This window comes from Boseongicola sp. (assembly GCF_057460485.1).
Genome location: NZ_JBVCWP010000271.1, coordinates 1 through 5,147 on the forward strand (window position 1 = coordinate 1; position 5,147 = coordinate 5,147).

The 5,147-nt window shown below is 52.2% G+C and carries 5 protein-coding genes; 2 read left to right on the forward strand and 3 right to left on the reverse strand.

Annotated features, from left to right (window positions below):
- Nucleotides 1-82: 82 nt before the first annotated feature.
- Nucleotides 83-1,170, forward strand: a protein-coding gene (locus tag AC221Y_RS20030; RefSeq protein WP_486708165.1) for an IS3 family transposase whose coding sequence is annotated in 2 segments (ribosomal slippage) — nucleotides 83-344 and nucleotides 344-1,170 — 1,089 coding nt in all. Because the reading frame shifts where the segments join, the coding sequence is not laid out codon by codon here.
- A gap of 164 nt (nucleotides 1,171-1,334) precedes the next feature.
- Here AC221Y_RS20030 and AC221Y_RS20035 read toward each other — a convergent pair.
- A complete protein-coding gene (locus AC221Y_RS20035) occupies nucleotides 1,335-2,213 on the reverse strand; it encodes a DUF6639 family protein (protein WP_486708166.1) in 879 nt (292 codons plus the stop codon).
- Nucleotides 2,214-2,372: 159 nt separating this feature from the next.
- On the reverse strand, nucleotides 2,373-2,714 hold the full coding sequence (locus AC221Y_RS20040; protein WP_486708167.1) for a hypothetical protein: 342 nt from the start codon (nucleotides 2,712-2,714) through the stop codon (nucleotides 2,373-2,375).
- A gap of 85 nt (nucleotides 2,715-2,799) precedes the next feature.
- Here AC221Y_RS20040 and AC221Y_RS20045 point away from each other — a divergent pair, with 85 nt between their 5' ends.
- Nucleotides 2,800-4,368: a winged helix-turn-helix domain-containing protein gene (locus AC221Y_RS20045; RefSeq protein WP_486708168.1), complete on the forward strand. Its 1,569-nt coding sequence runs from the start codon at nucleotides 2,800-2,802 to the stop codon at nucleotides 4,366-4,368.
- Nucleotides 4,369-4,540: 172 nt separating this feature from the next.
- Here AC221Y_RS20045 and AC221Y_RS20050 read toward each other — a convergent pair whose 3' ends face one another.
- Complete coding sequence (locus AC221Y_RS20050; RefSeq protein ID WP_486708169.1) at nucleotides 4,541-4,942, reverse strand: RidA family protein; 402 nt, start codon at nucleotides 4,940-4,942, stop codon at nucleotides 4,541-4,543.
- Between the last annotated feature and the right edge of the window lie 205 nt (nucleotides 4,943-5,147).

Below are 5,147 nucleotides of genomic sequence, written 5' to 3' on the forward strand. Positions count from 1 at the left end.
ACACCTGTCATGGTAATCCTCCCTAAATTTAGTGGTGTTCAAAAGTAGAATTTTCTCGGCAAGATATCTGAGGAGATTTACGATGAAGAATGGACGATTTAGCGACGCGCAGATCATGGCAGTGTTGAAGCAGGCTGAAGGCGGCACGCCCGTCTCGGAGCTTTGCCGGGAGCATGGGATGAGCAGCGCCAGTTTCTACAAATGGCGGGCCAAGTTTGGCGGGATGGATGCGTCTTTGATCACTGAGATGAAGGATATGGCTGAACAAAACCGTCGGCTGAAGAAGATGTATGCCGAGATGAGCATGCAGAACGACTTGCTGAAGGAAGCACTTGGAAAAAAGCGCTAAGGCCATCTCAGAGACGTGAGATGGCCATTAATGCGGTCGCAAGGCCTGGCGTCAGCATCGCGCTGGCGTGCCGTGCGTTCGAGATCAGCGAGACGTGTTATCGCTACAGCCCCGTGCTGAGCGATGAGAACGAAGAGATCGCCGATTGGTTGGAACGGTTGACTGCCAACAAGCGGAGCTGGGGCTTTGGTCTGTGTTTTCTGTATCTGCGCAACGTCCAAGGCTATGGCTGGAACCACAAGCGCGTCTATCGGATTTACTGCGAACTGGAGCTGAACCTACGGATCAAGCCCAAGAAGCGCCTCAAGCGGGACAAACCTGAACCGTTGGCGGTGCCGGAAAAGCCGAATGAGACCTGGTCGATGGATTTCATGGCTGATCAACTCGCGGATGGCCGGTCGATCCGAACCCTGAATGTGCTGGATGACTTTAATCGCGAAGGACTTTGCATCGAAGTGGACTTCTCATTGCCCGCAGAACGCGTTGTGCGCAGCCTGAACCAGATCATCGAATGGCGCGGTAAACCGCAGGCTATTCGTGTCGATAATGGCCCAGAATACATCAGTGGAACGCTTATGGAATGGGCTGAGAAACAAGGTGTTCAGCTTGAACACATTCAGCCGGGCAAGCCGCAACAGAACGCCTATATCGAGCGCTACAATCGTACTGTTCGCGGCGAATGGTTGAGCCAATACATCTTTGAAACCATCGAGGAGGCACAAGACCAGGCAACTGAATGGCTCTGGACTTACAACAACGAGCGACCCAACATGGGCATCGGCGGCATCACACCCGCTATGAAACTGAAAGCAGCCGCCTGAATTCTACGGCTGGGCCCCATTAATAATGGGAGGATTACCCCATCGGTATCCGGATGGCAGCTTTGATCCTAAAGCGGATGCAAGCAGCACCTCAGTCTGTTGTAGCGGGGGAGTTCGGCAAAGCACGACCCGATCGAGCCAAGCCGTAAACCCTAGTCGAACAACTAAGGATGATCAGGTAACGTCGGTTCAAAGATATTCGCGGTTCCCTGCAACAACTGCATCATAAATCTGCGTCCGTTCTCTGGTTGACTGAAATGCATCCAAGATAAGACTCCATAGTCAGTTGGTGCCATCAGCAGAAAAAGTTCAGTTAACTTCTCGATTGAAGGCTCACTATCAGGTCCAACCAGCCCTTCGATGTTTGCCTGCACTTCGGTGGAAAGTGCATCAAATTGAAGCGCATAGGCAATGTACTCATCTTCAAGCAATGAAACATTGTTCGACCATTCTGACCTAGAAATCGAAGCGTGAGCGAATTCATGGAGCAGCAAGCTGAAAACTATTTCTGTGTCTGGGATAAGCTTTAATACTTGGTTTAGAGCGACACGCTCTAGGATCGCATGAGGCTCTAGGATCGTGATTTCATCCCGATCGCAATGGTAAGCTGCCAGGCAATCGTCATTATCGTTAATAGTTTCGTTCACTACGTGAATTGCGATTGGCGCGTAGAGAGAAAGGCCATATTCTTGAAGTACGGACTGGGCCCTGCGCGCACTTTGGCAAATATCAGAAACACTAAGCCCTGCCTCATGTATGATGCGTATATCCGTTCCCGGGCAGGCCGTTTCCGCCCACGCAGCATCTCCAGTAGCTTGTGAAAGTGCGCAGCAAAGCATTGCTGAAAATATCGCCTGCTTGGAGGACGAAGACAGACATATCATGTCATCAGTTAGACCTGTCTCATTGAACTGAGGAAACTGAGAGAAGTGTACCGATACACGCAAAAACCACAATCCCTGCGGAAGCACGCATTCAAATGTTTGATTTGCGTCGACAAACAAAGCTTGCTTACTCGTTGCCCGCAAGGCTGAGGTCGGCACCTACTCGCCACCAACGACCAAGCCAACAAGGAGCCAATATGAAACGGTAGCTTCGTCCGCTTAGCAGACCTTAATTCATCCCGCCGCGAACGACAGGTCTGAGCCCGAACCCCTCGACCAATGCTTCACGGCCAATCTCTGCTTGAACTAAAACGAACATCAAGAAACGGGCCTTGGACAACCTTCAATTGGAATGAAAAGGTATTGGATCACGCGCCCATTCTTGAGAAGCATCACTTGGTTTGCATGCATATCCGGCGTTGCGGCTGGACGCGTGCAGAGATGGTACTCACTACCTACGGCAGGGACGATGCGCCGATCACCGTGGCTAAGCTGAGTTTGCAGGCTGCGCACGTAGTAGCCGTCTGGATTTGACGTGACATCGTCATTTGCGATGGTTTGTTTGACATGATTTGACCCACATAGTTGGTCGATCACTGATTGCGCCTCGGCAGCGCCAGCGACCATGATCAGAGCAAATACATATGCAGATACGTTCATTGTGGTATTCTCCTATTAGTGTTGCGGTCTGCCTATTGCGATTAATTGTTGAGTTGAACGGGCCAACCAGTGGGAACAGAATGACATGTCAGAAGGTGAATTGTCCCGAAACGGACCCGAAATAGCAGCGAAATCTAATCACGCTCTGTCACTCGGAGAATTCAGATTTGATCCAGTTCAGCCAGCACTGACCAATGCATCCGGCGCACCGGTCGATCTGCGCATACAAAGTCTTGAAGTGTTGCGATTGCTCGCCGAGCAGGCCGGAAAGGTCGTCACCAAGGCCAGCCTAATCGACACTGTTTGGGGCGATACGTTCGTCACCGACGATAGTCTGGTTCAATGTATCGCCGACATCCGCCGCGCCATCGATGACCAGAATCACAAAATAGTTCAGACCCTGTCGCGCCGCGGTTACCGGCTAAACCCGGGTCGGGCCACACCACATTTGCCTGCTCTTGCCTTGCCAGACCTCGCCGGACGGCACGCAATTGCCGTCCTTCCATTCGTGAACCTAAGTGATGACCACGAACAAGCTTTCTTTGCCGAAGGAATTAGTGAAGACCTAATCGCGCGCCTGTCAATGGTACGGGCACTGACGGTCTTGGCGACGCCATCACGCTTCACCTTTGGGGGGAATTTCACTCGAGATGAAAATGCGACCACAAACTTTGATCCTGAGTTTCTGATCAAGGGCGCAGTGCGGCGTGATGGCGACACGGTTCGAGTGACAGTGCAGCTTTTGAACAACCGCAGCGGTGCAGTTGTCTTGTCGCGCCGCTATGATCGAAGCCTGCATGATATTTTCAAAATTCAGGATGACATTACCAGCGAAATAATCGCCGAAACCCAGGTCGCACTGACAGAAGGTGAAGTTGCGCACTTGGCCATTCGCCGCACTCGAAGTGTCCAGGCTTGGGAGTTCTTTCATCAGGGTGTACTTGAACATATCAAATACACGCCTGAAACAAATGAGGCGGCGCGTCGCATGTATCGCAAGGCATTGGATATTGATCCCGATTATTATGATGCGATGGTCGCCGACGGCTGGGCCATTTGGCAGGACGCGCGTTCGTCAAGTGAGGTCAGCCGGTCGGATGCTCAGCGTGAATGCCGGGTTTTGGTAAATGCGTTGATCTCGCGATGGCCAAATTATCCCGATGCCCTGCACCTAGACGCGGTGCTTTTGATGATGGAAGGCGAGCACGAAGCAGCCGAACGCCGAGCAGATCAGGCCCGCAAGGCAGGCCGCAGTTATTTGTGGGGGTACGCAATAGTGCATATTTATGGCGGAAGCGTGCAAAAGGCTACCGAACTTTTCCGCGAAGCCATCAATAGATCGCTCGTCCTCAACAGCGATGTATTGTTCTGCTATGCTCATTGTTTGACGCTTTTGGGCGAATACAAGCAAGCGATAATTGCGGCGGAAGAATACCGGCTACGGGTCCCCACAACCGTCTATGGCTTTACTTTGCTAGCTACCGCTCAGGCAATGGACGGGCAGTCAGCGGGAGCCGCCGAAACTGTAAGAGCGATGCGCCAAGCGCATCCGAGGTTCACGCTGGCAATGTTCCGTCGGCACGAACCCTACCGCGACGCCAGAACTCTGAACCGCATTGTGGCCCTTTTGCAAACGGCGGGCATCCCGGATTGACCAGATTAGGTTACTTCCAGAAAAACCTGGTCTTAAAGCCGCCAAAATGATCGTTTTTAGTATCTGACCGAGAGCAGACATTGGAGTGCTGGCAGCGAAGTCGGCCCTGTCCCGCTCCGCAGACCTTGGTGGTGAACGCAGCGAACGGCGGCTGTGAGCCCAACGTTGCGTATTATGTTGGGTCTGCGACGACGGCGTCTACTTCGATCTCGACAAGCCATTCAGGGTTCACAAAACGGTCAATTGCCATAATCGTATCTACAGGTCGCGCATCCAGACAATAAGCTTTTCGTGCCTCTATCGCCCGCTTCCAGTCGTCGATGTTGGTCAAGATCACACGTGTGCGAACAATGTCATGAAGACCTGAGCCTGCCTCTTCCAATGCGGATTTTATTATTTCGAAGCACTGTTTGGTCTGAAGGAAAACGTCGCCAACACCTACGGTATTACCATTTTTATCAACTGGCGCTGTTCCACCTACCGCAATGAACTGTCCTACTCGAACGGCACGGCTGAAGCCTACGATGGCCTCCATGGGGTTTCCATTTGAAATCAATTTTCTGTTGTGTGCCATGGCTATCGCTCCCGATTGCTTCTTCCGAGAAGGGTAGCGCAAAAATGGTTATTTGTCGTTATTGGTTTGCCACAAGTTCAGTGGCAGCTTCGTCCCGCTCTGCCGACCTTCACTCTCCGAAAATGCTGCAAGTTGCACGAATGTCCGGTCTGGTGAAGCTGCGCTGCAGCGGCGGTCACCTTGGCGAGCGGCAGCTATGGGCCGT

Coding starts and splice junctions, on each gene's coding strand:
- AC221Y_RS20045 (WP_486708168.1), top strand. CDS start 2,800: ATGTCAGAAGGTGAATTGTCCCGAAACGGACCCGAAATAGCAGCGAAA.
- AC221Y_RS20050 (WP_486708169.1), bottom strand. CDS start 4,942: ATGGCACACAACAGAAAATTGATTTCAAATGGAAACCCCATGGAGGCC.
- AC221Y_RS20040 (WP_486708167.1), bottom strand. CDS start 2,714: ATGAACGTATCTGCATATGTATTTGCTCTGATCATGGTCGCTGGCGCT.